This is a genomic window from Sorangium sp. So ce590, assembly GCF_051521365.1.
GTDB lineage: Bacteria > Myxococcota_A > Polyangia > Polyangiales > Polyangiaceae > Sorangium.
Genome location: NZ_CP150346.1, coordinates 1070324 through 1094423, shown reverse-complemented (window position 1 = coordinate 1094423; position 24100 = coordinate 1070324). Strand labels below are relative to the sequence as shown.

Sequence of the window (24100 nt, the reverse complement as noted above, 5' to 3'; positions counted from 1 at the left end):
GCTCCCTTCCGGTGAGCACCTGGTGCGCCGTCTGCGCGTGGCTGCTGAAGGACGCCGATCGCGCCTGCATCAGGTGCGGTGCACCGGTGCAGGGGCTCGCCGCGCAGCCCGCGCTCGCGTTCCAGGCGGGCGGCTTCTCGGGGCCGTCGCCGCCGGGCTCGCCTGCGCTTGCAACGCTCCCGGGCGGCTCCTCGCCCTGGCCACCCGGTCCCGGGCCGGTCGAGGTGTTCATCTCGCACGTGCCGGCGGATGAACGCCATCGCGCGCGGCTCGAGGTGCACCTCGGTCTCATGATGCGGCAAGGGCTGCTCCGCACGTTCCACCGAGGGCGCGTGCGCGCCGGGGAGGTGGTCGACGCCGCGGTGGCGGCCAGCCTCGAAGGCTCCTGGCTCGTCCTGCTCCTGGTGAGCGCCGATTACCTCGCTTCCGAGGAGTGCTTCGCGTGCGAGGTGCTCCATGCGCTCATCCGCCACGAGCGCAGCGAAGCGCAGGTGGTCCCCGTGCTCCTCCATGCGTGCGACTGGGCGAGCGCGCCGTTCGGCAGGCTCACGGTGCTCCCCACGGGGAGCAAGCCCGTCTCGAGCTGGCGCAATCGCAACGAGGCATGGGCAGACGTGGCGCGCGGCATCCGGCGCCTCGTGGAAGCGCGTGCGAAGAGCGCCCTCGCGACGCACGAGATTTGCTTTGGGGGCGCTCCGCTGGGGGCGCCCTCTCCACCCTCTCCGGGCTGCGCGCCCGGCGCCACCCGCCACGGGGACGGCCGCGCAATCGAAGAGGACCGCCGGTACATCCCCTCGTCGTGGCCGCCTCCGCCGCCCCAGGGCGCTCCTGCCCTGTCGTGGCCCGGCAGCAGCGACCCCCGCACGGACGGCGGCGCCCCCGCGCAGCGGCGGCACACCCGGCTCTTGCTCCCCGCGCCGCCCGCGGACTTCCTGGGCCGCGAAGACGACATCTCCGATCTCCTCCAGAACCTCGGCCCCGCGGGCGCCGCGATCATCGGCCCCGCGGGCGTCGGGAAGACCACGCTCGCCCTCCGCCTCGCCCTGGAGCTCGAACCTCACTATGCCGAGCGGCGGATTCACGTCGAGCTCGGGGGCGCGGGCGCCATGTCCCTGCATCCGACCCTCGCGATGGTGCGCGTCCTCGAGAAGATCATCGCGGACTTCAAGCCTCCGGGCGATGCGGCGACGCTCGAGGCGATGTACCGCCACACCCTCTCTTCCACCCCCGCGCTGCTGCTCCTCGACGATGCAAGGGATCCCGAGCAGGTGGCGCCGCTCGTCGCCGGCTGCACGCGGTCCCTCTTCCTGGTCATGTCGTCGCAGCCGCTCGCGCTCCCGGGGCTGTACACGCGGCAGCTCGGCGCGCTCTCGGCGGACGACGCCAGCGCTCTGGCGTGCGCCCTCGCTCCGCGCCTGGACGAGGCCGGCGCCAGAGCGCTGGCGGCGCAGTGCCAGTCCCTGCCGCTCGCGATCCGGGTGGCCGCGAGCGCGCTCGCCGCGGAGGCGACCCTGGCTCCGGCCGACCATCTCGATCGGCTCCGGGCCGCGCTGCGCCGGCTCCGCCCAGCCGAGGCGGCGCTCTGCTCGAGCGTCGACCTGCTCCCGCGCGGCCTGCAGCAGACGTGGTGCAGGCTCGGCGAGCTCGACGAGGACTTCGATGCCACGGTGGTCGCGCAGGTCAGCGGTGTGACGCCGGAGCTCGCGCGCGAGCAGCTCCGCGAGCTCGAGACGCGGGCCCTGGTCGACCGGGCCCCCGCGCAGGATCGCTGGAGCATGCACGAGCTCGCGCGCGGCCACGCCCGAAGGCACGGCTACGACTGCGCCGCTCCGGGACTCGTCAGTGGACCGAATGCCGGTTGAACGGCGCCTCGCGGATTGTCAGCTCCAGCTCCCCTCGCGCCGCGCTGCGCGATGTCACGCGCGAAGAGCGCCGTACGCCGCCGCCACTGCATGTCAGCGGCGCTCAAGCCGGCCCGCGGCGAGCGCTCCGTCGCCGAGGAGCGCCTGCGCGCCGAGCGCGATCATCAGGAAGGCGACATACTCCCAGCCGCCCCCCTGGCCGGCGAACATCCAGCCGTTGGGGAGGTGCACGAGCAGCGCCCCGGCCATCACGGGCAGGAGCGCCAGCGCGACAAGGCGCGTCCTGAGCCCGGCCAGGAGCGCCGCCCCGCCGAGCAGCTCGACGAGGAACACCGGGTACGCCGTCCAGCCCGGGAAGCCGCTCGCCGCGAAGAACGCCACGGTGCCCGGCAGCGTGTACACGAACGGCTTGGCGAGCGCGTGCGCCAGGAACACGGCGCCCAGCCCGACGCGCAACATCAGCGCGGCCAGCTCGGCCGAGCGGGGAACGGAGAGGATCTTGTCGAGACGGCTCATGGGTGATGCCTCCATGACCCGAGGAATAAGCCCCGGCGCAGCGCGACGGTAGAGCGCGCCCGGGAACGAACTGTTCTTCAGGGAGAACGATGCGTCGCTACGCCCACGAGGTCCCGCGAAACGCGGCCGCGAGGTGCTCGATGAGCCGCCGCACCCGCGCGGGTGGGCGCCGGCCGGCCGCGTGCACCGCGTAGATGCCCATGGGCCGGGGCGCGAAGGCGTCGAGCAACGTGACCAGGCGCCCCGCCCGGAGGTCCTCGTCGACCATGAAGCGCGGGAGCACCGCGAGGCCGATCCCGGCCACGGCCGCCTCGCGGAGCGCCGTGCCGTTGCCGGCCGTGAGCGGGCCGGAGACGGGGACGGAGACGCGCCCCGAGGCCCCGTGGAAGCGCCACTCGTCCTCGACGCGCAGGTGGAGGTAACGCAGGCAGTCGTGGCGCAGGAGATCCCCCGGCTGCTCGGGCCGCCCCCGCCGCTCGAGGTAGCCCGGCGCGCCGACCACGAGCAGCGCCGTCGTGGCGAGCTTTCGCGCGACAAGGCTCGAGTCCTTGAGCTTCGTGATCCGGATGGCCAGATCCACGCGCTCCTCCACGAGATCGACAAGCCGGTCGTTCAGCACGAGCTCGACGTGCGCGCCCGGGCTGGCCCGCAGGAACCGAGAGAGCGGCTCCGCCAGGTACATCTGCGCGAAGCTGACCGGCGCGTTGAGCCGGATGCGGCCCCGGTCGGCGTCGGACGCGCCCCGCAGCGCCGCCGCGGCCTCCTCGAGCACGCGCGCGCAGCGGGCGTAGAGGTTCATGCCGGCGTCCGTGACGGTGAGCTTGCGCGTGGTGCGCACCAGCAGCCGCTCGCCGAGGCGCTCCTCCAGGCGCGCGACCCGGGTGCTCACCATCGACTTCGACACCCCGAGCCCGGCCGCGGCCGCGGTGAAGGAGCGGCGCTCCACGACGCGGGCAAAGCACAGCAGGCCAGGCAGGTCGTCGAAGAGCGGGTCGATCATGCCCCCACTGTGCGCGGCGGGGCGGATTGTTCGCAAGGAAGAACACCGTCCACGGCGGCGAGGACGGCAGTCCTCGACGAGCGCAGCGCCACGGAGGCGGCGAGGCGGCCGCCGCGACGGGCCGGCGAGACGTTCTGCACCTCTCCTGGTACAAGCGCGCACGCAGCGTCGCAATCTGCCACAACCGCGCGCCCGGCGCATCGCCGCGCGCCGGAGAGGACACGTGCGATCCTCAGCGCAGAGCGCCTCCGAGCGTCCGTGGAAGCGGCGCAGTGCGACCTGGCATGGACGGTGCTTGAGCGTCGTGCTCGATAGCGGGCCCGCGGCGCATTGCTGCGAATCGGGCTACGCGTGAGGCCGCCATCCGAAATTCTGGCGAGCTGCGAGAGAGGAAACAACGATGCAAAAGTATCTCTGGGCTTCTTTGGCCACGACGTTCTTCCTGGTTGGGGCCGCCGGCTGTGACGACGCTGCGGACGCCGTGAACGACGTGCTGCCCGGCGAGGCGTCGCGCGAGGCGCGCATAACACAGATCGCCGAGGCGGCGTGCGACCGGTACGCCGACACCGAGGCGGGCTGCCCCGGTTACGGCACCGACGACCAGACCTACGCGACGGAAGAGGACTGCCAGCGCGATTTCGAGGATCGCGCTGGCGAGCTCTGGCCCGCGACCGAGTGCGGATCGGGACAGATCAACGATAGCCGCTACGACGTCTGCGAAGAGCGCGCAAAGGCGGTCGCCTGCTCGGAGGGTATCTTCGACGCGATCGCCGCGCTGGATGAGTGCAGCGCCGGGAGCGTGTGCACGGATCCCGCCGACAAGTGACGCCCCCTCTCGGCGGGCTGCTGCTGTACGGGCAGCCCGCCGAGAGGCAAGTCGTGGTCAGACTCGAGCGCACCGACACCTACGAGCTCGACGCCAACCGCGAGCACACAGCGCTCCGCTGCCCCTGACGGGCACGCCCGGGCCGCGTCCGCCCTTCACTCCGCAGTCAGCCATGGGGAGCGTGAGCACGCCGTCCCAGACCTCGATGTCGCGTGGTGACCCACATACGAAATGTGGCCTCCTCCTCAGGCGAGGTCGCCCCGGGCTCGTGGATCCCCACGACTCTCGAAAAAGAGCAATCCACGATACCGAAGACACGTCCGCCGTACGGGCCTGGAGCTCCGCTGCATACCGCGAGGCTCGACGCTGGGTTCCGTCCCGGGTTATCCTTTGCTGATCCGAACCGAGCACGGCGTCGTGTCTCGCGACGTCGCGGCACGCCATGGCACTCGTGAACTCAGCAGGAGGAACGCAAGATGTGTCAGAAGCTCTGCGGAAATAACTCGATCCACGACCAGGAGCCGGCGAAGCCGGGCGCCTCTCGTCGCCAGTTTCTCGCGGTGGGGGCTTCAGCCCTCGGCGCCGCGGCGACCTTCTCGGCTCCCGCGTCAGCGCGGGGGCCGGCGGAGCACGACGACCTGCCGCGGCACACCGGCACCGGGCACCGGCGCTACCTCCTGAAAGGGGGCGCCGTTCTCAGCATGGATCCGAACGTGGGGGACTTCGCCCGCGGCGACGTGCTCGTCCAGGGCTCGAAGATCATCGCGGTCGGGCCGAACCTGCACGCCCCAGGCGCGACGATCATCGACGCAAGAGGGATGATCGTGATGCCGGGGTTCGTCGACACCCATCACCACCAGTACCAGACCGCGCTGCGGAGCTTCCTGTCGGACGGCCTGCTGGCCGACGACGGGCTGCCGCACGGCGAGAAGAACTACCTCGACTATATCCACTCCACCATCACGCCGGTCTTCAGGCCGGCGGACGCCTTCATCGCCGTCCTCGCCTCTTCGCTCAGCCAGCTGGACGCCGGGGTGACCACGGTCGTCGACACGTCGCAGGTGGGTCATACTCCGGAGCACACCGATGCGGTCATCGAGGCGCTGCAGGAATCGGGCCGTCGCGCGCTGTTCGTGTACTCACCGGGTGCGGGCCCCGGCAACATCTTTCCGAACGACCTTGCGCGGCTGCAAAGCGGGTACTTCTCCTCGAGCGACCAGCTCCTGACCCTCGCCATGGGCGGGGAGCTGTTCGACCCCGCGTTCCGTGATTACTGGGCGATCGGGCGGCAGAATGGCCTGCCTATCGTGACTCACCTCGTCGGCGGCCTCGGCCAGCAGACGCTCATCGAGCAGCTCGACAGCGAGGGCCTGCTCGGGCCTGATCTCGAGTTCATCCACGCCAGCGGCATCTCGGCCGGTTCCTGGCAGGCGATCGCCGATGCAGGTGTGAACGTCTCGGTCGCGGCCCCGATCGAGATGACCATGCGGCACGGCATGCCTCCGATCCAGGCCGCGCTCGATCTCGGCGTCCAGCCCTCGCTCAGCACCGATGTCGAGTGCACGATGACCGCGGACTTCTTCACCCAGATGCGGACCGTCTTCACGCTTCAGCGGGCGCTCATCAACGAGCGCGCGCTGGCCGGAGAGACGGGTCTGCCCGAGCTCCTCACGTGCCGCGACGTGATCCGCTTCGCCACGATCGAGGGGGCCCGGGTGGCCCAGCTCTCTCACAAGATCGGCACGCTGACGCCGGGCAAGGAGGCAGACATCATCCTGCTGCGGGCGGATGCCATCAATGTGGCCCCGCTCAACAATGTGCCGGGGGCCGTCGTGACGTTGATGGACCGCAGCAACGTGGACACCGTCATCGTCGCGGGACGGATCCGGAAATGGCGAGGGCACCTGGTCGACGTGCACATGCACCACCTCCGCGCCGCCCTCGAGGCGTCCAGGGACTACATCTTCGACGCGGCGGGAGTCGAGCGCGAGCTCTTCTGAGGGCGGTAGCCCGACCCCCCGCGCAGCTCGACCTGGTGCCTCCGCACGCAGCCAGCGCGGGTTGCCGGGTCGATCGACGGGTGTTACCGTCCGCTGCATGAAGATCGCCATCGTTGGACCTGGCGGGATCGGAAGCACATTTGCGTTTCAGCTCGCGCGAGCGGGGCACGAGGTGACGGTTGTCGCTCGTGGAAAGCGGCTCGATCACCTGCAGCGAGACCAGGCCATCGTGAACGCCTCGGGCCAGCGTGCCGAGGTGAACGTGAGCGCCGCGCTCGACACGACGGCGGCGTGGGACCTCGTGCTCGTGACGGTGCTCGCGTCGCAGGTGGACGCGGTGCTGCCCGCGCTGGCCGCCAGCGCGGCGAGGACGGTGATGTTCATGTTCAACACCTTCGAGTCGCTCGGCCGGCTCCAGGGTGCGGTCGGCTCGGCGCGCTTCGCCTTTGGCTTCCCCGCGATCCTGGCGACCGTCGATGACGGCAAGCTGACGTCGAAGATCGTCTCCCGGGGCATGGTCACCACGGTCACCGACGCAGCCTGGGCGAAGGTCTTCACCGACGCAGGCATTCCCAGCGTCGTGCATTCCGACATGGAAAGCTGGCTGCGGACGCACGCGGCGCTCGTCGCGCCTGCGATGGTTGCCATCCTCACGGCCCATACGCGGAGAGCAGGCGTGTCGTGGACCGAATCGATGAACCTGGCGCGCGCCATGGTTGAAGGACTTCGCCTTGTGCGTCAGCTCGGAAACACCATCACCCCGGAGCCGATGGCGTGGCTGAGCCGCTTGCCCCAGCCGATGCTCGCCACGTTCCTGTGGACGCTCAGCAGGCTCGAGATCGTCCGCAAGACGGGCGCCGCTGGGCCCGGCGAGCCGCGCACGCTGATCGACGCGATGGCCGCCGCGGCCCCCGGCCAGACGCCGGCGCTGCTCGCCATCAGGCCCTGAAGACAGCCAGAGGGGCAGCCGAGCCGCGTCTCAGCGCGCCGGCGCGTTGACGAGGCGAGCCGCGCACCGGCCGTCCTTGCAGAGGCAGCCGCCGCCGCAATCCATCGTCCCTGGCCGGCACTCTTGCGTGCACATCAGCCCTTCCTCGCACGCGGGCGCCGTGGCCTTCGCGACGCAGGCGGCCGGGTGGCACCCGCAGACGGGCACACAGTCCGCGTCGCTCTGGCACGGGTCGCTGCCCGCGACGATCGTCTCGTCCGTCGGGGTGGCCGCGGGCGGCGTGGCCGGATCCTGCGCCGGAGGCGTTTTCGAGCCGGGGGGCTCGTGCGACGACGCCCCGCACGCAGCACAGCAGAGCACGGTGACCAGGAGGAGCCCCATCGAGCGCGCGATGATGTGTCTCATGTGCGTGCTCTCTCACGGATCAACACGAGCTTCCACCCTCACCTGCGAGCTCCTGCGCCCGGCAGGCCGCTCCCCCGGGGCCCTCGGCCGCCCCCCGAGCGACATCGACGCTCAGGCGACCTCGTGTACGCGTCCGCGCCGTGAGCCGCTGGGCGGTGCCGGCACATCACGCGAGCGCCCGGATCGCGCGCACCACCGCCTCGACGTCCGCCTCGGAGTTGAGCAGGCTCGGCGCGACGCGGGCATAGGAGATCCCGTACGGCGACGTCGACGCGATGATCTTCCGCTCGCGGAGCTTCCCCACGACGGCCGCCGGCGTCATCCCCGCCACCTCGAAGCAGACGAGCCCCGCGGAGATCGCGCCGTCGAGCGGCGTGTGAAGCGTGACGTGGCGCATGCCCTTGAGCCCCTCCTTGCACTGCCGGTTCAGCGCGTGGATGCGGTCCGCGACCTTGCCCTTGCCGATGCGCCGGTGGAACGCGAACGCCGCGGGCAGCGCCCAGCGGTGCTCGAAGGAGTGGAACCCTCCGGGAGACATCATGTTGGCGGTCGTCGGCGGCGCCGGCTGCCCCCGCAGCCAGGCGCCGTATCCGTCACGGCCGAAGTGCGGGATGCTCGGGCGGAGCATCGGCCAGAGCTCGGCCCTGCCCCAGAGCACGCCCGTGCCCCGCGGCCCCAGGATCCATTTATGACAGCCGGCCGCGAAGAAATCGCAGCCGAGGTCGGCCATCGTGACGTCTTCGACCCCGAAGCCGTGCACGCCGTCCACGCAGCAGACGACGCGATCCCCCGGCGCCCGCCCCTGATTTGCCCTGGCGACGACCTCCGCGACGGCGCGCACCGGCGTCTTCACCCCTGTGCTCGAGTGCACCCACGTGATCGCCACGACCCGCGTGGCCGGCGTGATCGCCCGCTCGATCGCGCCCGCCATCGCCGTCGCCGTCGCCGCGCCGCTGCTCTCGTAGAGCGCGATCTTCCGCACCGCCGCGCCCGTCCGCTCCGCCGCGAACCGGAGCGACTCGTGCGTGGAATAGTGATCGTGCACCGTCGTGAGCACCTCGTCCCCGGCCCCGAGCGGCAGGCCGAGGTACAGCGAGGCGAGCCCCATCGTCGTGCTGTCCGTCAGCGCGATCTCCTCGGCGCGGGCGCCCATGTACGCCGCGGCGGCCTCCCGCACCGGCGCCGGATCCTCGTGCTCGTGGAGCGCGTCCACCGGGTTCTCGTCGAGCTCCCTCCGCAGCGCCTCGATCGCCTCGCGCACGGGCCGCGGGTGCGAGGCGAGCAGGAAGCTCGCCATGTGGATCCACGCCGGCGACACCTCGATCTCGTCCCGGACGCGCTGCCATGCGTCGGCCGGCGCCCGCGGCCGACCGCCCGCGGCCTTCACCGCCTCCGGGGCCGCGCAGCCCACGGCGCCGAGCGCCAGCAGGCCTTCGAGCAGGCTTCGCCTGGGTAGCTTTGTCGTCATCTGCAGCTTCCTCCCTCCGTGCCGGCGCAGCCCCTCCGGAGCCGCAGGATCGCTCGCCCACGAGCGCTCCGATGCCGCGAGCAGGGATGTTCTCCCTCGCCGCGCCGGCCGCGAGTATGCACGGGCGCCGCGAATGAGCAGTAACCAACTGTAAAGATTCAGCTTTTTACAGCGCGCAGCGAGGGGCGGATCGCGGTATTCCGCGCTGTCGGCTCCGTCCCGTCACGCCGCACCAGCGCGAGATTCCTGGCTCGCCGTGAGGACTGCTATCCCCGCGCGCTCACGGCGCCGGGCTCGGATAGCGGGCGTGGATCTGGTCGATCTCGGCGAGCACCTCCTTGCCGAGCACCACGCCCGCGCTCTTCACGTTCTCGTCGAGCTGCTCGAGCGTGGTCGCCCCGATAATGGTGCTCGCCACGAACCAGCGGCTGCGCACGAAGGCGAGCGCGAGCGACGCCGGGGTGAGGCCGTGCGCGCGGGCCAGCTTCACGTAGGCCTGCACCGCCTCCTCCACGTTGGGCTTCCGGTAGCGCTGGCCGAAGGTCTCGAACCGGGCGAGGCGCGAGCCCGGCGGCGGTCCGCCGAGGTACTTGCCCGTGAGCAGGCCGAAGGCGAGCGGGCTGTACGCGAGCAGCGACACGTTCTCGCGGCGCGAGGCCTCCGCGAGCGCCGAGTCGAACGTGCGGTTGACGAGGCTGTAGGCGTTCTGGATCGCCACCGGCCTCGGGAGCCCCAGGTGCTCCGCGGTGCGGCTGAACTGCGTCACTCCCCAGGCGGTCTCGTTGCTGAGCCCGAGATATCGGACCTTGCCGTCGCGGATCACCTCCGCGAACGCCGCGAGCTGCTCGGGGATAGGGGTGCTCGAGCGCTCGCTCGACGGATCGTAGGCGGTCGCGCCGAACTGCGGCACATACCGATCCGGCCAGTGGATCTGGTAGAGATCGATGTAATCGGTCCTGAGGCGCCGCAGGCTGTCCTCGACCGCGCGCCGCACGTTCGCGCGGTTGACCGCGAGAGACCCGTTGCGGACCCACGGGATAGGGCGGCCCGGCCCCGCGATCTTTGTGGCGAGGACCACCTTGTCGCGCGGCTTCTGGCTCAGCCACTCGCCCACGTAGCTCTCCGTGCGCCCCTGCGTCTCGGCGCGGGTCGGCACGGGGTACATCTCGGCCGCATCGACGAAGTTGATGCCCGCGTCGAACGCGTGGTCGAGCTGCGCTTTCGCGTCGTCGAGCGTGTTCTGCTCGCCGAACGTCATCGTCCCAAGGCAGAGCTCCGAGACCCGGAGCTCGCTGTCACCCAGCTGTCGGTAGTTCATCGCTGTTCCGTTCCGTGGGGCGTCCAGTAGCACGGAGCGGCGGCATCGTCCACCATAACGGACATTATATCTTATATGGCGGACACGACCCCGGGCGGCGTGGCTGCGATCAACGAGCGCTGGAGTCGCGGCGTGAGCGCTTCGACGAGGAAGTCACGGAACGCCGCGATGCGATGGGGCAGGTACCGCGCGGAGGGGTACACGAGGTGCAAGGGCGCCCCGGAGGCCACGTGCGACGGCAGCACGCGCACGAGGCGGCCTCGCGCGACCTCGCGGGCGCACAGGACGGCCGGGAGGAGGCCGACGCCGACGCCCGCCAGCACCGCGCGCCGCGCGAAGCTGAGCTCGTCGACGGCGAGCGGCCCATCGACCTCCACCGTCTCGTCCCCCGCGGGCCCCTGGAGCGTCCACGCGGCGCGGCCGCGCGTCGCGCGAAAGAGGACGCACCGGTGCGCTGCCAGGTCGCCGAGGCTTCCGAGGACCCCGGCGCGCTCGAGGTACCGAGGCGAGGCGTACAGGGCATCTTCCACCTGCCCGATCTTCCGCGCGATGACCGAGCCGTCGCGGAGCGGCCCGGCCCGCAGCGCCAGATCGAAGCCCTCCTCCACGAGATCCACGACGCGCCCGGTGAGGACGACGTCGATGCGGACGGCCGGGTGGCGCCGCACGAACCGGGCGACCGCCGGCTCGAGCATCGCGACGCCGACGTCGACGGGCGCGGTGATGCGGATGGTGCCGCGCACCACGGCCTCGAGATCGGCCACCATCGCGGCGGCTTCCTCGAGGCTCGCGACGTCGCGCGACGCCCGCTCGTAGAACGCCGCGCCGGCCTCGGTGAGCCTCACGCTGCGCGTCGAGCGGTGCAGGAGCCGCGCTCCGAGCGCCTGCTCGAGGAGCGCGACCGAGCGGCTGACCGAGGATTTCGGCAGCCCCAGGACCCTGGCCGCCGCGGTGAAGCCCCGCTCATCGACGACGCGGACGAAGACGGCGATCCGGTTGAGGTCCATTGTTCGTCCCTGGAGAACAGCCTGTTCTAGAACACCTGTCTAGTGCGTTTACGAGCAACGATGCATCTTCTCTCCTGTGACCCACGGCCAGCGCGCCCCGGATGACCCGGGTGCGGCGAGCCCGGACCTCTTCGACGAAGGACAACCCGCCATGAACACCACGACCAGCACCACCACCCCGACCGCGACCCCCTCCCAGGCTGCCCGCTGGACGATCGACGCGGCGCACTCCAGCGTCTCGTTCTCCGTACGCCACATGATGATCTCGAATGTGCGCGGCGAATTCGAGGGCGTCTCCGGCGAGGTCCTCTACGATCCGCGGCTCCCCGAGGCGTCGAAGATCTCCGCCACGATCGACGCGGCGTCGATCCACACCCGCGAGGAGAAGCGCGACGCGCACCTCCGGAGCGCCGACTTCCTCGACGTCGAGACGTACCCGACGATCACGTTCGCCGGAAGGAGCGTCCGCCGTCGCGGCGACGGGCTCGATATCGTGGGTGACCTGACGATCCGCGGCGTCTCGCGCGAGGTGACGCTCGCGGTCAGCGAGCTCTCGGGCGAGCACCGCGATCCGTACGGCAACCGCAAGCTGGGCGCGACCGCCACGACCAAGATCCGCCGCAGCGACTTCGGGATGAGCTTCAACGCCGTCCTCGAGACAGGCGGCGTCCTCGTGGGCGACGAGATCTCGATCACCCTCGATATCCAGCTGCTCAAGCAGGCGTGAGCGCCGGCAGGGCCATCCGCCCGGCACCGGCGCCCACGAGCAGGCGACTCGCCTGCTCCCGCGGCCGCCCGGCCGCGCCCGGCGAGCAGCACGCGGCGTCGCGCGGCAGGCGCACCTTCACCTCATCGTGGGTCGTCATCTTTCCCATCGATCTCTCCTCGGTGTGGGGCGCGACGCGTCGATCCACGACCCGCGGCAGGGCGAGATCGCCTCGAGGCATGGGCCACGCAGGAGCGCGGCGCCGCGCTCGCGCCCTATCGCCGCCGTCTCCTTCGTTCGAGCCGGCCGTCATGCGCGCGCGGGACGCGGGCCGCACAGCGGGCGTAGCGCGTCGCGCTCGGCCGTGGACAGTACCGTGACCGGGCACGCTGGATTGCCGCTCGCGCGGTCGAAGAACGGATGTGGCCACGTCTTGCCGCGGACCTTCCAGGCGAGCACCTTCCGGATCGTGCGCGCGATGAGGCGCACGTTCGGCTTCACCGAACCAGGCGGCGGCTCGCCGATCGCGAACTTGCCGAAGAGCCGGCCGCGCGGCGCGCCGAAGACCTCGTCGCACGGGACTGCGCTCGGCGATTGCTGGAACAGCTCGGTGGCGAGGCCGACGAACGGCAGTCGCGGCGTCCACGTGTCGCCGAGCGGCGTCTTGCAACAGCTCGCGTACCAGCGATAGGTGCCCTTCGGCGTGAGACGCACGGCGGCGACGAGCTCGCTGCCGCGGTCGAACGAGACGGTCGAAGGAGCAACCTGCACGATGTCCGAGCCGCCGTGGTCGTCGAGCAGATCCGCGCAGCCGAGATGGTGCAGGAATGCCTGGCAGTCGTCGCAGTAGCAGACGACGCGGTTCACCGCGCTCGGCGCCACATCGCGCAGCCATCCGTGGAGCTTTCCGCAACGACACTGGAGCTCGACGTCTCGGAACATGAAGCTTGCGTATCACGCCTCGACGCGCGACGCGCGTGCTTCTCGCCGCCCTCGTGCCCGCCGGGAGCATCGTGGCGTTCAGCGGCGCCGACCCCGCGAATCACCCGTGCGCCAGCCGGCTCCTGCTGCGCGCCCACCGGGCGGTCTACGAGCACCGAGCGCCGGTGGGAGCGGCCTTCGAGGCGTCGCCCGTAGCGCTCACGGACACCGTCGAGGGACAGGGCGAGTCCATCGCGTACGAGGCTGAAGGATCCGGGTATTTCACGATGACCGAGCGCGAGGCCGCGCCGTATCCGCTCAAGCGCGTCGCTCGCCCGCAGGGCGCGTCGGCACGAACCACGCTGAAGCGACCCGCCGCGCGGCGGACGGCGGCTGACGGCCCCCCGATCACGGCCCCGTGAAACAGGACGGCATCGTCCTCGAGCGGCGCTGCCGGGTAGGCGTCGCCATCCTACGGGCAGCCGTCGCAGCGGAACTCGCGGAGCAGGTCCTCGAAGACGTTGATGTAGAGCAGCCGTCCGCCGGCGGGGAGGCTCTGGGCGCTTCGCTCGTTGACATCGCAGTCGAACCCCACCGCGGCCGATCCGGGCGAGCCCCGGTGCACCACCGCGTCCTGCCCGCAGATCCCCTCGTGCAGCGTCCCGGCAAGGTAGACCTGCTCGGGATCGAGCACGTCTCCGGCGACCGCCGCGGAGGCCCCGATGGCAGCGGCGGCGGCATGTGGCCGTGCCAGCGGGGCGGACGGACGCGCGCGCGACGCATTCGCCCCTGACGTTCTCTCATCGCTTCGCTGTTCGTCACCCCCGTGCGGGGCGTGGCCGGCGAAGGTCCTTGCTGGCGTCTCGTCCCCTGCCCCGTCACGGCTCCGGCGGAGACGCGAGCAGCTCCTCGCCGAGCGCCCGCAGCGCGCTCTCCAGCGCGGGCGGGTCGCTCCCCTCGATCTCCCATTCCTTCCGGCTGTAGTACTTCGCCGCGCCCCGCGGAGCACCGCTCAGATCGAGGCAGTAGTCGAAGCCCTTCACGTCGCACGGCCGCGCATCGAAGGCTGCCTCGTGCTTCGATTTGTCCTGCGGGAAGAGCAGCTGCACCTTGTCGTTGCCGCGGAGCTCGTAGCGGAACAGGGCAAACGAGCCCTCGTACTGGGACGCACGCCGGAAGATGCCGATCGGCTCGTCGGCGAGCAGCGCGATGAGCTCGACCTGATCCGTGTCGTTCCTCGGAATTCGCTCGATCCAGACGCGGCCGACCAGCGTCTTCGGGTCCGACCCGCGCGAGCTCAGGAGCCCGTAGCCGCCTGCGACCGCCGCGAGGGCGACCACCGTGACCGTCATCATCCTGGAAACGTGCTTCATGGACCGCATCCTACCACCTGTCCGGTGACGAGGCGGCCGCACGTGAGCTGACGCGTGGTCTCGGCGACGCGGCGGCCGAGGTGCTCGGCCGTGCGCAGATCGGCCTCCGGCGGCGCGACGTCAGGGCCCTTGCTCATCGGTCACCTTTCGTCTGCGCGGATCGTCATACACGTCGTGAGAGGAAGGCGCAACGTCGGCAGCATTCTTCAGGAGGTGTCCGGGATGTGATGTCGGGGGGCAACGTGAACCAGCGACGCCCCATGGCGATCTCTGCCATCGTTCGCATTTCGCGCGTTTCGCGCGCTCGCCCCTGCTGCTGGAGCAAGGGTGTCCTCTTGGATGCACAGATCAATCATCGACACATCGTCGCTTTCTCAGGAGGGCGGACGGCGCGCATCTCGTTCCGTCGCGAACCCGTGAATGCAACGTGACTGCACGACCGAAACAGCCGCACGAGGAGCTTGACTTCGGACCGTGTTTACGTGTTCCAATATCGAATCATGCCCGGTCTCCTCTCGCGCCGGGCATGCCTGTGCGAGACCCGCTTCAACAGCCACGGTGTAACCGGGCAGACGGCCGTTGCAGATGGGTGTACACGGTCGTGGGAAAAAGAGCTCTGGCCGGGAATTGACGGCGCCAGCGGCTGGGACTGGATCGTCAACTCCTTCAAGTGGGCCCGCGAGTACTGCCCGCGCGCGGTCCTCATCCTCAACGACTACAACAACATCGAGTACGAGAACGACCACAACAACTTCATGCGGATCGCGCGGGCGGTGATCAACGCAGGCGCCCCGGTCGACGCGCTCGGCGCCCAGGCGCACGACGCCTACAGGATCAACACGAACACGGTGAAGGGGTACATCGACAAGATGGCCGCGCTGGGCAAGCCCGTGCACATCACCGAGTACGACATCGGCATCGCGAACGACGCGGAGCAGCGCCGGGTGATGCAGGAACAGTTCACGATGTTCTGGAACCACCCCTCCGTGCCCGGCATCACCCTGTGGGGTTATATCGTCGGCGCGACCTGGAGGGACAACACGGGTATCCAGCATTCGAACGGCACCATGCGGCCGGCCATGACCTGGCTGATGGACTTCCTCGACCGCTGACGAGTCGCGTCATCGCCGCCGCACGCCGCCATCGCGACGAGCAGGGCCCCTATCCTCGCGCTTTGCCTCATGCAATCGAGAATACGCGCTCAGGCCGTCGCGTCGCGAGCGCGTCGTCCTCCCGCCGCCTCGCCTGCCGGTAGGCGACGGGGCTCACGCCGTGGGCGCGCGCGAAGGCGCGGGCGAACGCGGGCTCGCTGTCGTAGCCGACGCGGGCGGCGACGAGCTTCACGGGCAGCGTCGTCTCGCCGAGCAGCACCGCGGCGCGCTCGAGGCGCAGCCGGCGCACGTGGTGGCCGAGCGGCTCGCCGAGGAGCGCCGTCGCCCGCGCCGCGAACGCCGAGCGCGAGAGGCCAACCTGGCGCGCGAGGTCCGCGAGCTCCCACGCGCGCTCGGGTGAGGCGCGCACCCGCGCGAGCGCGGCCGCGATCGGCTCGTCCCGGAGCGCCTCCGCCCGCGGCAGCGACGCCGCCGGGTCGCGCAGCGCGATCGCGAACAGCGCGTGCGCCCACGTCTCGCCGACCGAGCGGCGCAGCGCCGGCGACAGCTCCGGCGCGCCCGCGAGCAGGGCGAGCGTCTCGTTGAGCCAGCGCGCGAGCCCCGGCGTCGCCCCCGTGACGTGCACGACGGGCGGGAGCAGCGCGATCCACGGGGCGCCCGCCGCGTCGAGGTGCAGGTCGACGATGACGAGCTGCGCCTCCGGCGGCGCCTCCATCGCCAGGGTGCCCTCAGCCACGGCGTGCATCCCGCGACAGACGGCCTCCGGGTGCGCGAGCGACGTCGTCGGCCGATCGCGGATGGCGTGCTCGTCGGCCCGCGGGAGGAACGCGAGCTCCCCCGCGCCGAGCGCGAGCCGCCGCCGCGCCACGTCGATCCACCCGCCGCCGCTCCTCGCCGCGTACACCCGGGCGGACGCGCGCCGCGCCGGCTGGCGCTTGCCCCAGCGATCGCCGAGCGCGAAGCGCATCACCTCGGTCTCGCGGAGCGCGACGCTCCGGGCCAGCTCGTCGAACGCGGCGGACATGGCGCGATCGACTGTACCGCACGCGCCCGGCCCCGTCACCGGCGCGCGCCGTGGACGCGCGGATCGTGGAGCTGGACGCGCGGTGATCGCGGCCTGGCTACGCTGGCCTCGTCACCATGAAAGAAAGAGGCCTTGTATGACTCCCCCTCTGCCGCACCCCCGCCCGCTCGACGCCGCGCAGGCGCTCGACGCCCACCTCGACCTCATCGGCCGCGACATCGAGCGATGGCTCGATCTCTTCGCCGACGACGCCATCGTGGAGTTCCCGTATGCGCCCGCGGTCGGCGCGCCGAGTCGATTCGAGGGCAAGCCGGCCATCCGGCGCCATTTCGAGGGCATTCTCGAGAGCTTCCGCGATCTGTCGCTCCGGGACGTGCGGCGGTATCCGACGACCGACCCGGACGTCGCGCTCGCCGAGGTGCACGGCTCGGCGACCATCCTCCCCGCGGGCAAGCGCTACGAGCAGGACTACGTGATGGTCGTCGCCACGCGAAACGGCAAGATCGTGCGGTACCGCGAGTACTGGAATCCGGCGCCCGTGCTCGAGGCCTTCGGCGGCGCGCTCGCCGCGCATCGCGAGGCGGCGTCGTGAGCGCGCGCGCAGGGAGCGGCGGGCCGCGCGTCCTGCTCACCGGCGGGACGGGCACCACCGGGCGAGCCATCGCCGCGCGGATCGAGGCCGCCGGCGCGCGCGTCCGCGTCGCGAGCCGGACGGCGCGCGACGCGGACGCGCGCGAGGGCGTGGAGCACGCGCGCTTCGACTGGGCCGACCCGGCGACGCACGAGGAGGCGCTCCGCGGCGTCGATCGCGCGTACCTCGTGGCGCCCGCGATGGTCGAGGACCCCTCGACGGTCATGGTGCCCTTCATCGAGCGGGCGCTCGCGGGCGGGGCGCGCCGCCTCGTGCTGCTCAGCTCGTCGGCCGTGCCGGAGGGGAGCTCCGGGATCGGCCTCGTCCACCGCGCGCTCCGCGAGCGCGCGCCGGAGTGGACCGTCCTTCAGCCCTCGTGGTTCATGCAGAACTTCATCGATCCGCGCCACTGGCACAGGGCGGGGATCGCCGGGCCCGGCGAGCTCACGACCGCGACGGGCGACGGCCGCGTCGGCTTCGTCGACGCCGGCGACATCGCGGAGGTCGCCGCGCGCGCGCTCCTCGACGAGGCGCCCCACGACGCGGCGCACGTCATCACCGGCCCGGAGGCGCTCAGCTACGATGACGTGGCGGCCATCGTGTCCGAGGTCGCCGGCCGGACGATACGCCACGTCCGCGTCGACGAGGACGCCGCCCGCGCGCACCTCGTGAAGGCGGGGGTGCCCGCGCCGTACGCCGCGCTCCTCGTGCGGCTCGACCTCGCCATCCGCGACGGCGCCGAGGACCGCGTCACCGACGTCGTGCAGCGCGTGACCGGCCGCGCGCCGCGCACCTTCCGCGACTTCGCCCGCGCCCACGCGCACGCCTTCACGTGAGTCCGCGCGGCGCGGGCCCTCACCCGCGCCAGAGCTCCTTCACGCCGTCGGCCATGAACTGCACCGCGATGGCGGCGAGGATGAGGCCCATGACGCGCTCGAGCACGGCCACGCCGGACGCCTTGAGCGCCCGCTGCACCAGCCCCGCGCCGCGCAGCACGAGGTAGGAGGCCACGAAGGTGATGGTCACGCTGGCGAGCACGAGCGCCATGGCCACGGGGTCGTCGCCCCCGCGCGACATCAGCACCATCACCGTGGCGATGGCGCCCGGCCCGGCCAGGAGCGGCATGGCCAGCGGCACGAGCGCCACGTCCTCCTTCGTGATGCCCTCCTGCTCCTCGGACGGGGTGGTGCGCGTCGCCGAGGAGCGGGCGCGCAGCATGTCGAGCGCCGTGATGAGCAGCAAGAGGCCGCCCGCGATCCGGAACGCGGCCAGCGAGACGCCGAAGACCTTGAAGATGACGCCGCCGAAGAGGGCGAAGAAGAGCATGAGCCCGCCGGCGACGGCGCACGCCCGAAGCGCCGTGCGCCGCACCTTCTCCGGCGGATCGCCCGCCGTCATCGTCAGGAACAGCGGCACGATGCCGATCGGATCCACGACGAAGAAGATCGCCGACAGCGACATGAGGAAGACCGAGACGTAATGGGCCATGCTCACCGGACGCGTCGCGGACCCCGCGGGCCAGGCGCATCTCCCACATCGTCGAGGGTCGCGCTAGCACCGCGTCGCCCAGGGATGGATCTGCGGTGATGGGTCAGCGGAGCTGCCGCGGCCGACGTGGCGACGGGCGGCCGCCAGGCAGCTCCGCTGCGCGAGGGCGGGGAGCAAGGAGAGGAGAGCGGGCGGGCGACCTGTACCGGTGACCGGGCCGTCGCCGCGCGCGGCGCGAGGAGGACCCTAGCGGCCCAGCAGGGCGTCCAGCACCCTGTTATAGGTCTCCTTCTTCTGATACTGGTCATTGAAGAGCAGAGACTGAGAGCTCTGCCCGTTGCACAGCGCCCCGCTCCAGCCGTTGAGCCACGACCTGCCGTCGTTGATCCCCCAGAAGGTGATGCCGACGCACTTGGGCAGCACGAAGCAGGCCTCCACGATGTCGTGATAGAACGTGAGCTGCTCCTCGGCGGAGACCTGACCGCCGCAACGGTTGATGTCCATCTCGGAGATCAGCACTTCCAGGCCCAGATCGGAGAAGCGCTTCAGGTTTGCCGCCACAGCCGCTCCATCGGCCTTGTTGTTCGGCGGCCCGATGTGCATCTGAAACCCGACGCCGTCGATCGGGACTCCGCGCTCGACCATCCCTTTGATCATCTCGTAGACAAAGTCGGCCTTGTCATTGAGCGCATCGATGCTGTAATCATTGTAATAGAGCTTGGCGGTAGGGTCTTGCTCTCTCGCGATCTGGAAAGAGAGGTCGAGGAATCTCTCCCCCAGCGCTCTCTGGAACACCGAGGGTCGCATGCGGGGATTGCCGACGCCGGTGTCGCTGTCGGTCAGGACCGCTTCGTTGACCACGTCCCAGTCCTTGATCCGGTCCTTGAAGTGCCCCATCACGCCTTCGATGTGCCTGCGGATGGCCTGTTCTACCGCTGCCGCCCCGTTCAGGTTGTTCGCCCACCCCGGCAACTGGTTGTGCCACACCAGGGTGTGACCCTTGACCTTCATGTTGTTGTCACGCGCCCAGTTCACGATGTTGTCAGCGGCGCCCCAGCTGAACTGCCCCGCATTGGGCTCCAGCGCGTCCCACTTCATCTCGTTCTCTGCTGTCACGTAGTTGTGCTCAGCAGCAGCGACGCGCTTGTAGTTGTTATCACCGAGGCCGGAGCCGGAGATGGCCGCGCCGATCAGGATCGGGGGGTTCGCCTTCTCACCGGCCTCCCTCATGGTGGCGGCGCTTGCAGCAGGAGTTCTGACGGCCGCGCCGCCGCCGCCCGTGCCACCGCCGCCCGTGCCGCCGCCGCCCGTGCCGACCGAGCTGCTCGTCGCGCCACCCGTGCCGCCTGTCGTGCCGCCCGTCGTGCCGCCCGTCGCGCCACCCGTGCCGCCTGTCGTGCCGCCCGTCGTGCCGCCCGTCGCGCCACCCGTGCCGCCTATCGTGCCGCCCGACGTGCCGCCCGTCGTGCCCGCGCCGCCGGTCTCCCCTCCCCCGTCGCCACCGCCGTCCGAACAGCCGGTAGCGCACAGGAATGCCGAGAGTAGAAGGGTAAGGGGTGTTGACCTCATGCTTGCATCCTCCAAAGGGAAAATCCCTGCCATAAATCCCGCGAAGGCGTGCCTTGATCGTCGCCGCGGCCACACCGCGCACGGGCAGCCCCCGAGGGGGTCCGAAGCGGCAGTCGATCGGCCGCCATCCCCCCCAGCCTACAGCTTCACGATGCGGGCTTGTAGGGATATGCGTCTCCGGGAAAATTCCACGATTAATCTATAATTTTGCTCTGGCAACAACGTGTGTCCGAAGGCGAATCAGTAGGGCTCCCCACACCTGGCTCGCCCTGCTCCTGGAGCGCACCTGCCACCCGCTCGAGCAGCCGCCAGCAAGCGCGACAGGTGGCCCTCACCAGCGGAGCTCGGCCGGCAGGAGCTCGGCGATGAGATCCTTGTAAAACGGCTTCAGCCGCTCGACGTCCGGCGGGGCGTCGGCCTTCGAGTACAGATCGTACGGGTTGAACCGCCGAACCCACTCCATCATCCGCCGATCTTGCTCGTTCATCAGGTGCCCGTACGCTCCCTCGCGGTGCGCCGCGTAGAACGAGTGATATCGGATCATGGTGAGCGCCTCGGGCGGCAGGTGGTCCTTCACCACATGATACAGATACTCGTCGTGCCCCCACGACATGTGCACCCGGGAGAGCCCCGCGCCCTCCTCGTAGATCCCGCACGGCGTCTGGTACGCCGGGTTCGTCATGTCCGGGTTCCGCGCGAAGAGCTCGGGGAAGACGATCCGGTCCGAGAAGGCGCAGCCCACCGGGAAGGTGTCGCCCACCACGGCCCACTGCGGCTCGCCCCACGTGCACAGGATCTTCCCGGCGTCGTGGATGAGCGCGGTCAGCACGAACCACCGCGGCTGCCCGTCCCGCCGCGCCGCCTCCGCGGACTGGAGCGCATGCGCGATCTGCGACAGCTCCGTGTCGGGATCGCTGTCATCGACCACCTGATCGAGCAGCTCGAGCACCTCCCACATGCCCATCCGGCGGCGGTCGAGCCCGAGGTACTGCCGCTCTTTCTCCTGGACGAAGGCGAGCGTCTGCCCCTCGTGGTTCAGCCGGTAAAACTCCTTCACGCTCGGCCGCGCCTCGGCGCGGTAATCGCGGAACGCCGACGCTTCCGTCTCTCCCGCCTCTCCGCGCGCGGCGCTCCCCTCCACGCCCGACGTCTCCTCACGCTGCTCGCTCATCGCTCCGGCCATAGCGTACCCCCCTGTCCAGCGCCAGCGCCCTCGCGGCGCCGCGGCGCCGTGGCGCAGGCGCGCGGCGCCGCGCGGGCTGCGAGCGGCCCGATGCGCTGGCGCTCACACCCAGGACAGCGCCTCGAGCCGGGTCATTTCGTGAACAGGAAGCTCGCCGTCACCTGGGTGGTCACGCGGATCTCCCCGGGCTCGACCGGGAAGCCGTTCACCGTCTCCACGACGTCGGCCTTCATGGCCTGCTGCGCGTATCCGTAGCTCTCCGCGGCCGCGGTCTTGATCGTGCGGAGCCCGCTCATCGTGACGTTCGCCGCGCCGGCCACCACCTTTGCGTTCTCCTGCGCGTCGCGCACGGCCGCGGCGAGCGCCAGCCTGTGCGCCTCCCGCGGCTTGCTGAGGAAGAAATCGACCCCGCCGACGACATTGGCGCCCGCGGCGAGCGCCGTATCGAGGATACGCGAGCCGTGGGCGCGCAGCTCCTTGACGGTGACGTCGCGCAGGGCGACCGAGAGCCTGCTCTCCGCCTCGTAGCCGATGATCCGGGGCGGCGTGTCGTCCCCCGGCCTCTGGCGTTCCGGGATCGGCGTCACGGCGATCTCCACGGTCCGGACCTGCAACGCCTGGATCCCGAGGCCCTCCAGCGCCGCGATCACCGCCCGCGTCTTGCTCCCGGCCTCCGCGCGCGCCTGCGCCAGCGTCGCGGCCCGCGCCTGGATCGAGATGCTCGTGCGCAGCGAATCCGGCTTCAGCATCACCTCCCCGCGTCCAGCGACCGTCAGGAGCCGAGATGCGGCCGCATTCTCCGCATTTGCCGCCTGCGTACCCGCGCCCCCGAGCGCGAGCGCGGGCGCGGAGACGGCGGATATCGCGCAGGTCGCGAGCAAGGCGAAGAGTTTTGTCGTATTCGTCATGGGTCCCTCCATTCCGCGGAGAATCTAAGGCGGACGCATAAGGAAGCACAGGGCCTCGGCAGCGGACGCGCCATTGACGGCCTCCTGCGCGCCGCCAGGTTTCACGGGACGCGCAGGAGGCGAGGAGGTGTTCCGTGTCCGATCGAATCGTCGAACGGAACTCCAGCATTTCATGAAACCGGAGCATTCAGGTTGCGAGCGTCGCCATCAACCGCCTCGTTCAGGGCTCGGCGCGGCAGGGCGTCCGCGGCGTCGTCATCTGCCCGCCGATGTTCTACGGGCGGGGGACGGGCTCGAAGCGCGCCTCCATCCAGGTGCCCGCGCTGATCCATCTGTCGCTGGCCCAGCAGGCCGGCGTGCACCTGGGCCGCGGGCTCAATACCTGGTCGAACGTCCACATCGATGATCTGGTGGACCTCTACTCGCTCGTCATCGCCCGGGCGCAGGCCCGGCGACTTCCGCTTCGCCGAGGCGGGCGAGGCCCGGTTCCTGGACATCGCCGCCGCCATCAGCCGCATGCTCGGGTACGGAGGGAGGGAGCACCGTCTCCTGGCCGATCGCCGAGGCGATCGGCGCCTTCGGTGAGAATGCGGGCCGCTACAGCAGGGTATCCAACAGCCGCGTGCGCGCCACGCGAGCACGCCGGCTCGGATGGGCGCCGAAGCGACAGCTCTCACCGTGTCTTCTTGGTGGAGGCGCCGGGATTCGAACCCGGTGACGAACCTGCGAGGCGCATGCGCGAGAGATACGGCGGAAGCCGCGTCGGACGCGTCGGAGCGGTATCAGCAGCCGTCGAGGGCTCAGTTCCTCTCGTATACCCGAGTGCCCTCTCGTGGAGCCTCGTGCCCGGACGGCGGGGCACACGGAGGTCACACGGCATGACGAACCCGGGGGGCTGCCGGTAATGCAGCGGGGAGGTGGGCGCTGGTGAGAGATCCGCACAGGACGTATTAACCGCAGAGGACCGGCACGAGCTGATCTCGCCGGCCGGTGCTCGACGTCCCGATCCGGGGTCGGCGCTGTGTCGAAGACCCTCGCGTAGCCACTACTCGGAGCGGGGCTTGCCTGGTGTCGGCTTCGTCAGTTGCGGAATAGACGGAAACCAGTGCCAGTCGTCCTCATGCGCACTCACCTGGCCCAATGCACTGAGACCGTCCATTAGGATCGGTATCATGTGCAACGCACCATACAAAGCTTGAAAGGCGTCGAGCCCTGACCCATGAGAGCGCGTGACTTCGCCATCCGGTCCTCGGATTTCAAAATCAACTTCCCATCCGCGCTCATGCCTGAACTCCGGCTTCCACAGCAGAACACGGATCGCTTGTTCGCTACCGTCCGGCCGCTTCAGCGTGAGCTCTCGCTCTGCGATGGGGAGCTGCATGCGCCGATGGTGCCACCGTCCTCAGCATCGTCAAGCGTCCGTCCTCTGCATACTGCAAGACACCTGCCGTTGCCGAACGTGCGTGCTCTCCCGCAGACTTTTCGGTGCTTAGGTGGAATTCTCTCCGAGCAATACAGATCCCATCGTTCATTGAGCGTTCTGCAGGCGTTTTCGCAAGTGACAAATCGGCAGGCTGCCACAGCCTTTGCGCGACCTTCGTTGTGCTCGGCATGGCATTACCGTTTGGTCTTGGGAGGTGCCACCAAAGCGCCGCACATGAGTTGCCACACGTCCGCTCCATCGTTTACTGCGTTGTCGCATCGCCCTTGTGGTGTACGTTCGGGTTCCAGACCCTCAGCTGTGACCGATCCAGGTCGAAGAACAAATTCGTGCAGGGTACGCAGATGTGGCTGCCGGCTACGGTCGCGCGCACCGCGTAAGATGCCGGGCGCA

At 70.4% G+C, this 24100-nt stretch carries 28 protein-coding genes; 11 read left to right on the top strand and 17 right to left on the bottom strand.

Going from position 1 to position 24100, the window contains the following annotated elements; translation table 11 throughout:
* Positions 1 to 11: 11 nt before the first annotated feature.
* Positions 12 to 1862 carry a TIR domain-containing protein gene (locus tag WMF28_RS04185; RefSeq protein WP_437600747.1) on the top strand — a complete coding sequence of 617 codons (1851 nt, stop codon included), beginning with the start codon at positions 12 to 14 and terminating at the stop codon, positions 1860 to 1862.
* 93 nt (positions 1863 to 1955) lie between these two features.
* Here WMF28_RS04185 and WMF28_RS04180 read toward each other — a convergent pair whose 3' ends face one another.
* Positions 1956 to 2378, bottom strand: coding sequence for a DoxX family protein (locus WMF28_RS04180; RefSeq protein WP_437600746.1), 423 nt, complete (start codon positions 2376 to 2378; stop codon positions 1956 to 1958).
* 97 nt (positions 2379 to 2475) lie between these two features.
* Positions 2476 to 3378, bottom strand: coding sequence for a LysR family transcriptional regulator (locus tag WMF28_RS04175; RefSeq protein ID WP_437600745.1), 903 nt, complete (start codon positions 3376 to 3378; stop codon positions 2476 to 2478).
* Positions 3379 to 3778: 400 nt separating this feature from the next.
* Between WMF28_RS04175 and WMF28_RS04170 the strand changes: the two genes are divergently transcribed.
* The 4 genes from WMF28_RS04170 to WMF28_RS04155 all read left to right on the top strand — a co-directional run bounded on the left by WMF28_RS04170 (position 3779) and on the right by WMF28_RS04155 (position 7153).
* Positions 3779 to 4204 carry a DUF6184 family natural product biosynthesis lipoprotein gene (locus WMF28_RS04170; protein ID WP_437600744.1) on the top strand — a complete coding sequence of 142 codons (426 nt, stop codon included), beginning with the start codon at positions 3779 to 3781 and terminating at the stop codon, positions 4202 to 4204.
* A complete protein-coding gene (locus tag WMF28_RS04165) occupies positions 4201 to 4332 on the top strand; it encodes a hypothetical protein (protein WP_437600743.1) in 132 nt (43 codons plus the stop codon). The genes WMF28_RS04170 and WMF28_RS04165 overlap by 4 nt, the downstream gene beginning before the upstream one ends.
* Before the next feature lie 348 nt (positions 4333 to 4680).
* On the top strand, positions 4681 to 6204 hold the full coding sequence (locus WMF28_RS04160; RefSeq protein WP_437600742.1) for an amidohydrolase family protein: 1524 nt from the start codon (positions 4681 to 4683) through the stop codon (positions 6202 to 6204).
* 97 nt (positions 6205 to 6301) lie between these two features.
* Positions 6302 to 7153: a ketopantoate reductase family protein gene (locus WMF28_RS04155; RefSeq protein ID WP_437600741.1), complete on the top strand. Its 852-nt coding sequence runs from the start codon at positions 6302 to 6304 to the stop codon at positions 7151 to 7153.
* Between the two features lie 30 nt (positions 7154 to 7183).
* On the opposite strand, the gene WMF28_RS04150 is transcribed toward WMF28_RS04155, so the two are convergent.
* The 4 genes from WMF28_RS04150 to WMF28_RS04135 all read right to left on the bottom strand — a co-directional run bounded on the left by WMF28_RS04150 (position 7184) and on the right by WMF28_RS04135 (position 11351).
* Positions 7184 to 7558, bottom strand: a complete 375-nt coding sequence (locus tag WMF28_RS04150) for a hypothetical protein (protein WP_437600740.1) — start codon at positions 7556 to 7558, stop codon at positions 7184 to 7186.
* 166 nt (positions 7559 to 7724) lie between these two features.
* Positions 7725 to 9026, bottom strand: a complete 1302-nt coding sequence (locus WMF28_RS04145) for an aminotransferase class V-fold PLP-dependent enzyme (protein WP_437600739.1) — start codon at positions 9024 to 9026, stop codon at positions 7725 to 7727.
* A gap of 280 nt (positions 9027 to 9306) precedes the next feature.
* Positions 9307 to 10344, bottom strand: a complete 1038-nt coding sequence (locus WMF28_RS04140; protein ID WP_437600738.1) for an aldo/keto reductase — start codon at positions 10342 to 10344, stop codon at positions 9307 to 9309.
* A 71-nt stretch (positions 10345 to 10415) separates the two neighbouring features.
* Positions 10416 to 11351, bottom strand: coding sequence for a LysR family transcriptional regulator (locus tag WMF28_RS04135; protein WP_437600737.1), 936 nt, complete (start codon positions 11349 to 11351; stop codon positions 10416 to 10418).
* Between the two features lie 151 nt (positions 11352 to 11502).
* Here WMF28_RS04135 and WMF28_RS04130 point away from each other — a divergent pair, with 151 nt between their 5' ends.
* Positions 11503 to 12078 carry a YceI family protein gene (locus tag WMF28_RS04130; protein WP_437600736.1) on the top strand — a complete coding sequence of 192 codons (576 nt, stop codon included), beginning with the start codon at positions 11503 to 11505 and terminating at the stop codon, positions 12076 to 12078.
* Here WMF28_RS04130 and WMF28_RS04125 read toward each other — a convergent pair.
* Together WMF28_RS04125 and WMF28_RS04120 are read right to left on the bottom strand one after the other, a co-directional pair.
* Positions 12065 to 12226 carry a hypothetical protein gene (locus WMF28_RS04125; RefSeq protein ID WP_437600735.1) on the bottom strand — a complete coding sequence of 54 codons (162 nt, stop codon included), beginning with the start codon at positions 12224 to 12226 and terminating at the stop codon, positions 12065 to 12067. The two genes, WMF28_RS04130 and WMF28_RS04125, sit on opposite strands and share 14 nt — an antisense overlap.
* Positions 12227 to 12366: 140 nt before the next feature.
* On the bottom strand, positions 12367 to 12999 hold the full coding sequence (locus tag WMF28_RS04120) for a DUF6151 family protein (RefSeq protein ID WP_437600734.1): 633 nt from the start codon (positions 12997 to 12999) through the stop codon (positions 12367 to 12369).
* Positions 13000 to 13034: 35 nt separating this feature from the next.
* On the opposite strand from WMF28_RS04120, the gene WMF28_RS04115 reads away from it, so the two are divergent.
* Positions 13035 to 13400 (top strand): hypothetical protein, encoded by a 366-nt coding sequence (locus WMF28_RS04115; protein WP_437600733.1) that lies wholly within the window; start codon positions 13035 to 13037, stop codon positions 13398 to 13400.
* A gap of 50 nt (positions 13401 to 13450) precedes the next feature.
* On the opposite strand, the gene WMF28_RS04110 is transcribed toward WMF28_RS04115, so the two are convergent.
* The 3 genes from WMF28_RS04110 to WMF28_RS04100 all read right to left on the bottom strand — a co-directional run bounded on the left by WMF28_RS04110 (position 13451) and on the right by WMF28_RS04100 (position 14488).
* Positions 13451 to 13672: a hypothetical protein gene (locus WMF28_RS04110; protein ID WP_437600732.1), complete on the bottom strand. Its 222-nt coding sequence runs from the start codon at positions 13670 to 13672 to the stop codon at positions 13451 to 13453.
* A 184-nt stretch (positions 13673 to 13856) separates the two neighbouring features.
* The gene (locus WMF28_RS04105; protein ID WP_437600731.1) at positions 13857 to 14351 is read right to left on the bottom strand and encodes a hypothetical protein; all 495 of its coding nucleotides are present in this window, start codon (positions 14349 to 14351) and stop codon (positions 13857 to 13859) included.
* Positions 14348 to 14488 carry a hypothetical protein gene (locus tag WMF28_RS04100; RefSeq protein ID WP_437604394.1) on the bottom strand — a complete coding sequence of 47 codons (141 nt, stop codon included), beginning with the start codon at positions 14486 to 14488 and terminating at the stop codon, positions 14348 to 14350. Before WMF28_RS04100 ends, WMF28_RS04105 begins: the two co-directional genes overlap by 4 nt.
* Positions 14489 to 14833: 345 nt before the next feature.
* Between WMF28_RS04100 and WMF28_RS04095 the strand changes: the two genes are divergently transcribed.
* Positions 14834 to 15463, top strand: a complete 630-nt coding sequence (locus WMF28_RS04095) for an endo-1,4-beta-xylanase (RefSeq protein WP_437600730.1) — start codon at positions 14834 to 14836, stop codon at positions 15461 to 15463.
* Positions 15464 to 15530: 67 nt separating this feature from the next.
* On the opposite strand, the gene WMF28_RS04090 is transcribed toward WMF28_RS04095, so the two are convergent.
* Entirely contained in the window at positions 15531 to 16487 is a 957-nt protein-coding gene (locus tag WMF28_RS04090; protein ID WP_437600729.1) for a helix-turn-helix domain-containing protein, read from the bottom strand.
* A gap of 136 nt (positions 16488 to 16623) precedes the next feature.
* On the opposite strand from WMF28_RS04090, the gene WMF28_RS04085 reads away from it, so the two are divergent.
* Together WMF28_RS04085 and WMF28_RS04080 are read left to right on the top strand one after the other, a co-directional pair.
* Positions 16624 to 17079 (top strand): nuclear transport factor 2 family protein, encoded by a 456-nt coding sequence (locus WMF28_RS04085; RefSeq protein ID WP_437600728.1) that lies wholly within the window; start codon positions 16624 to 16626, stop codon positions 17077 to 17079.
* Entirely contained in the window at positions 17076 to 17954 is an 879-nt protein-coding gene (locus WMF28_RS04080; RefSeq protein ID WP_437600727.1) for an NmrA family NAD(P)-binding protein, read from the top strand. Before WMF28_RS04085 ends, WMF28_RS04080 begins: the two co-directional genes overlap by 4 nt.
* A 19-nt stretch (positions 17955 to 17973) precedes the next feature.
* On the opposite strand, the gene WMF28_RS04075 is transcribed toward WMF28_RS04080, so the two are convergent.
* From WMF28_RS04075 to WMF28_RS04060, 4 genes are all read right to left on the bottom strand, one after another.
* Positions 17974 to 18606, bottom strand: a complete 633-nt coding sequence (locus WMF28_RS04075) for a MarC family protein (protein WP_437600726.1) — start codon at positions 18604 to 18606, stop codon at positions 17974 to 17976.
* A gap of 246 nt (positions 18607 to 18852) precedes the next feature.
* A complete protein-coding gene (locus tag WMF28_RS04070) occupies positions 18853 to 20175 on the bottom strand; it encodes an endo-1,4-beta-xylanase (RefSeq protein WP_437600725.1) in 1323 nt (440 codons plus the stop codon).
* A 331-nt stretch (positions 20176 to 20506) separates the two neighbouring features.
* Complete coding sequence (locus WMF28_RS04065; protein WP_437600724.1) at positions 20507 to 21346, bottom strand: inositol oxygenase family protein; 840 nt, start codon at positions 21344 to 21346, stop codon at positions 20507 to 20509.
* Positions 21347 to 21489: 143 nt separating this feature from the next.
* The gene (locus WMF28_RS04060; RefSeq protein WP_437600723.1) at positions 21490 to 22266 is read right to left on the bottom strand and encodes an SIMPL domain-containing protein; all 777 of its coding nucleotides are present in this window, start codon (positions 22264 to 22266) and stop codon (positions 21490 to 21492) included.
* 185 nt (positions 22267 to 22451) lie between these two features.
* Between WMF28_RS04060 and WMF28_RS04055 the strand changes: the two genes are divergently transcribed.
* Positions 22452 to 23171, top strand: a complete 720-nt coding sequence (locus WMF28_RS04055; protein WP_437604206.1) for an NAD-dependent epimerase/dehydratase family protein — start codon at positions 22452 to 22454, stop codon at positions 23169 to 23171.
* 140 nt (positions 23172 to 23311) lie between these two features.
* Here the strand turns inward: WMF28_RS04055 and WMF28_RS04050 are convergent, their stop codons facing one another.
* A complete protein-coding gene (locus tag WMF28_RS04050) occupies positions 23312 to 23647 on the bottom strand; it encodes a DUF6968 family protein (protein ID WP_437600722.1) in 336 nt (111 codons plus the stop codon).
* Between the last annotated feature and the right edge of the window lie 453 nt (positions 23648 to 24100).

Coding starts and splice junctions, on each gene's coding strand:
- WMF28_RS04180 (WP_437600746.1), bottom strand. CDS start 2,378: ATGAGCCGTCTCGACAAGATCCTCTCCGTTCCCCGCTCGGCCGAGCTG.
- WMF28_RS04175 (WP_437600745.1), bottom strand. CDS start 3,378: ATGATCGACCCGCTCTTCGACGACCTGCCTGGCCTGCTGTGCTTTGCC.
- WMF28_RS04170 (WP_437600744.1), top strand. CDS start 3,779: ATGCAAAAGTATCTCTGGGCTTCTTTGGCCACGACGTTCTTCCTGGTT.
- WMF28_RS04160 (WP_437600742.1), top strand. CDS start 4,681: ATGTGTCAGAAGCTCTGCGGAAATAACTCGATCCACGACCAGGAGCCG.
- WMF28_RS04155 (WP_437600741.1), top strand. CDS start 6,302: ATGAAGATCGCCATCGTTGGACCTGGCGGGATCGGAAGCACATTTGCG.
- WMF28_RS04150 (WP_437600740.1), bottom strand. CDS start 7,558: ATGAGACACATCATCGCGCGCTCGATGGGGCTCCTCCTGGTCACCGTG.
- WMF28_RS04145 (WP_437600739.1), bottom strand. CDS start 9,026: ATGACGACAAAGCTACCCAGGCGAAGCCTGCTCGAAGGCCTGCTGGCG.
- WMF28_RS04140 (WP_437600738.1), bottom strand. CDS start 10,344: ATGAACTACCGACAGCTGGGTGACAGCGAGCTCCGGGTCTCGGAGCTC.
- WMF28_RS04135 (WP_437600737.1), bottom strand. CDS start 11,351: ATGGACCTCAACCGGATCGCCGTCTTCGTCCGCGTCGTCGATGAGCGG.
- WMF28_RS04130 (WP_437600736.1), top strand. CDS start 11,503: ATGAACACCACGACCAGCACCACCACCCCGACCGCGACCCCCTCCCAG.
- WMF28_RS04125 (WP_437600735.1), bottom strand. CDS start 12,226: ATGGGAAAGATGACGACCCACGATGAGGTGAAGGTGCGCCTGCCGCGC.
- WMF28_RS04120 (WP_437600734.1), bottom strand. CDS start 12,999: ATGTTCCGAGACGTCGAGCTCCAGTGTCGTTGCGGAAAGCTCCACGGA.
- WMF28_RS04105 (WP_437600731.1), bottom strand. CDS start 14,351: ATGAAGCACGTTTCCAGGATGATGACGGTCACGGTGGTCGCCCTCGCG.
- WMF28_RS04100 (WP_437604394.1), bottom strand. CDS start 14,488: ATGAGCAAGGGCCCTGACGTCGCGCCGCCGGAGGCCGATCTGCGCACG.
- WMF28_RS04090 (WP_437600729.1), bottom strand. CDS start 16,487: ATGTCCGCCGCGTTCGACGAGCTGGCCCGGAGCGTCGCGCTCCGCGAG.
- WMF28_RS04085 (WP_437600728.1), top strand. CDS start 16,624: ATGACTCCCCCTCTGCCGCACCCCCGCCCGCTCGACGCCGCGCAGGCG.
- WMF28_RS04075 (WP_437600726.1), bottom strand. CDS start 18,606: ATGGCCCATTACGTCTCGGTCTTCCTCATGTCGCTGTCGGCGATCTTC.
- WMF28_RS04070 (WP_437600725.1), bottom strand. CDS start 20,175: ATGAGGTCAACACCCCTTACCCTTCTACTCTCGGCATTCCTGTGCGCT.
- WMF28_RS04065 (WP_437600724.1), bottom strand. CDS start 21,346: ATGAGCGAGCAGCGTGAGGAGACGTCGGGCGTGGAGGGGAGCGCCGCG.
- WMF28_RS04060 (WP_437600723.1), bottom strand. CDS start 22,266: ATGACGAATACGACAAAACTCTTCGCCTTGCTCGCGACCTGCGCGATA.
- WMF28_RS04050 (WP_437600722.1), bottom strand. CDS start 23,647: ATGCAGCTCCCCATCGCAGAGCGAGAGCTCACGCTGAAGCGGCCGGAC.